The sequence below is a fragment of the Paenibacillus sp. 01L418 genome, assembly GCF_056400045.1.
The window spans coordinates 1-2,817 of sequence record NZ_JBFTSN010000628.1 but is presented as its reverse complement, the minus strand read 5'-3'; the positions used below and the strand labels follow the sequence as shown (position 1 = coordinate 2,817).

Genomic DNA, 2,817 nt, shown 5'->3' with positions numbered 1-2,817 from the left:
TATCGGCGCATGAGGCAAAGTACCGCAATATCGTCGGATTGTGGAGCTCCGTCCGCGAACATGAACACGTCCATCAGCAGCGCATCGATGATTTCAGCGCTAGAATAACCGGACGTTTGAGATAAGAAATTTTGTAAACGACTAGTGGAATACTGCTCTTGCAGTTCGTTCTCAGCCTCGGTAATACCATCGGTGTAGAGGACAAAACGATCGCCATGCTCAAGCTCGATGGTCTGATTCCGATAAGTGAATTCCGGGAAAGAACCAAGCGGGATGCCTTTGGGGAGCTTAATCGGCAGAACGGAGCCGTCCGCTTTGACAATGTAAGGAGTACAATGTCCGCCATCGCTAAGCACAACCTCGCCAGTCGCAATGTTCAGCACGCCGCATATGATCGTTGCGAATAGCTGCGCATTGTCCGTACAAAGCTCATCGTTGACCATTTCCAGCAGCTCGCCTGGCGACAGCCTCGCATTCATTTTCCCTTTAATTAACGAAAGCGTCATCGCCATGAACAGCGCAGCCGGTATTCCTTTATCCGACACGTCACCTAGTGTGAAAAACAGATGCTCCTCGTCTATTTTGAAAAAGTTGTAGAAGTCGCCTCCTACCTCTTTCGCTGACTTCAACAGTGCACAAACGTCAAAAGGTTCATTTGCGGAAGGCATTGTCGTAGGAAGAAAGCTGAGCTGAATGCTGCCGGCAATTTGCAGCTCATTCTCAAGGCGATCCTTGAGTGCTGTTGCCATTTGCAGCTCCCCCACCGACTCCTCAAGCGCTTCATAGAGTCTAGCATTATCCAGTGCCAATGCCAGCGGCCTTGCGAACTGAGTAAGCGTCTCATGATCTGCCCTACTAAATCGAGCTCCGCCGATCTTAGCGGTTGCTTCCAGAACACCCACTTTACGGCCTCTCGCCATCATCGGCACGCTTACCTTATCGCCGACGCTATGATCCATGGTTTTTGTAAGCTCATTATCTTGCGAATCCCAGTCATCGACCAGACCAACCGCTGCCTCTTCTGCGAATATAAGCTGCTTCGCTGCTGCATTTACCGAATTTATTAGCTCCGGCTGATGCAGCGAGGAATGAACCTGCGTGCTTAAATCAAACAGCATTTCCGCACGCCTCAGCTTTGCGGTAAGACGACGATTGCAAACGAATAAATATGCCGCAGCGCCAAGGCCCGCAGYTCCGAATATTAAATAGAGTACTGACAAGACCGTTACCGCCTCTCTAGCTTCAGCTGAACCATCATTAAGCCCCTGCTCCCAGTTTGACTAGCGCTTCTTCCAGTGTCTTCGCCATATCCAATATGGTTGTAAAACCCGACATTTCAAATACATCATAGACTTGCTCGCCGAGACATGCGCAAACCATCTGTCCTTTAGAGGCTCTAAGCTTCTTAGCCRCCACCAGTATAACGCGCAGTCCCGCACTGCTTATGTATTGCAGATTCGTAAAATCAAAAATAAATTGCTGCTTGCCTTCTGCAAATAGCTTCAAGAAAGCTTGCTCCGCTATCGTCGCATTATTTCCATCCAATCTTCCCTCTAGTGGAATAATCGTAATGCCATTTAACTCCGTTGCTTGAATGTTCATATGTCTGCTTCCTCCCGCTTATCGCCATTGCTATTAAGTACGAATTGCTTGCGCATGCGGAAGCGATTCAAACCGCCCGCATATTCATAATGAATGTCATCCATTAACCTTTTCACAAAAAAAATACCCAAGCCGCCAATCGGACGATCCTCCAGCTCGAGCTCTAATAGTGCTCTAGGATCAGCCTCCTGCAGCGGATTAAAGGGAACGCCCCCGTCTTCTATTTTCACTTCAACACTGGTTGGAGAAGCTTGAATAATGACGTCAATATGATGCTCTCCCCCAGATGGGAAGCCGTAGTTTACAATGTTGATGACAAGCTCCTCGCATGCTAGAGACAAGTCGAGAACTGCGCGTTCAGACCAGCCCGCCTCGGCACCGATTTGTTCAAGCCCTTCATTCAGACGCTGAAGCTCATCCAGCCGATTGTACAGCTTAATTTCACGATCGATGGGAAATTGCCAATCGTTCGACATTTACTACCCCCCAAATTGAATCTGACCTATACGAGCAGAAACTAAGCAAGATATGAATCTAGTAGTTCTACGAATTTTGTTGGAATCCTGCTATTTTTGTCGAATAGTTTGAAGTGCATCTTCAGCAAAAGTTTTAACGTTCAACAAGCCCCTGCTCAAAGGCGTAAATCGTCAACTGTACGCGATTAGCGAGATGAAGCTTTTGCAAAATATTTTTCAGATGGTTTTTTACCGTATGCTCCGACAAGCACAGCTCGCCTGCAATTTCACGATTGGAAGCGCCTGTAGCCACCCGCTCAAGCACTTCTTTCTCCCGATCGGTCAGCGGAGTCGTAATAATAGACGCATTTTTATCCAGCATTTGAGKTTTATTCACAAGATGCTTCGTCTCCTGCGGCTTCATTTTCGAAAATTCCTGCAGCATGCGAAAAGCAAGCTCCTTCGACATCGGTGCTTCATCTAAAGATATCGCTCGCAAATATTCCATCCATGAGGACGGCGCAAGATTTTTGAGCAAATAACCTTGTGCTCCTCGCTTAATCGCTTCGAATAAATTAGTAATGTCATCGGAGACCGTTACCATGACAATTTTTAATGAGGGCATGAGCAGCTTCAGCCGCTGCGTCGCTTCGAGTCCGCCAATGCCAGGCATATTAATGTCCATAAGCACCAAATCGGGCTGTAATTCTTCGATCGCAGCGATTGCCTCCTCGCCGCTTGCCGCTTCCCCTATTACTTC

The 2,817-nt window shown here is 47.8% G+C and carries 4 protein-coding genes; all 4 read right to left on the bottom strand.

All coding sequences use genetic code 11. The annotated features are described in order from the left end of the window. The coding region (locus AC1DSE_RS33840; protein WP_477528968.1) for a PP2C family protein-serine/threonine phosphatase at window positions 1-1,220 on the bottom strand (1,220 nt) is incomplete at its 3' end. A gap of 37 nt (window positions 1,221-1,257) precedes the next feature. After that, window positions 1,258-1,602, bottom strand: coding sequence for an STAS domain-containing protein (locus AC1DSE_RS33835; protein WP_477528967.1), 345 nt, complete (start codon window positions 1,600-1,602; stop codon window positions 1,258-1,260). Continuing rightward, the gene (locus AC1DSE_RS33830) at window positions 1,599-2,078 is read right to left on the bottom strand and encodes an ATP-binding protein (protein WP_339207663.1); all 480 of its coding nucleotides are present in this window, start codon (window positions 2,076-2,078) and stop codon (window positions 1,599-1,601) included. Before AC1DSE_RS33830 ends, AC1DSE_RS33835 begins: the two co-directional genes overlap by 4 nt. A gap of 133 nt (window positions 2,079-2,211) precedes the next feature. Then, window positions 2,212-2,817: response regulator (locus AC1DSE_RS33825; RefSeq protein ID WP_477528966.1), on the bottom strand; the 606-nt coding region annotated here is incomplete at its 5' end.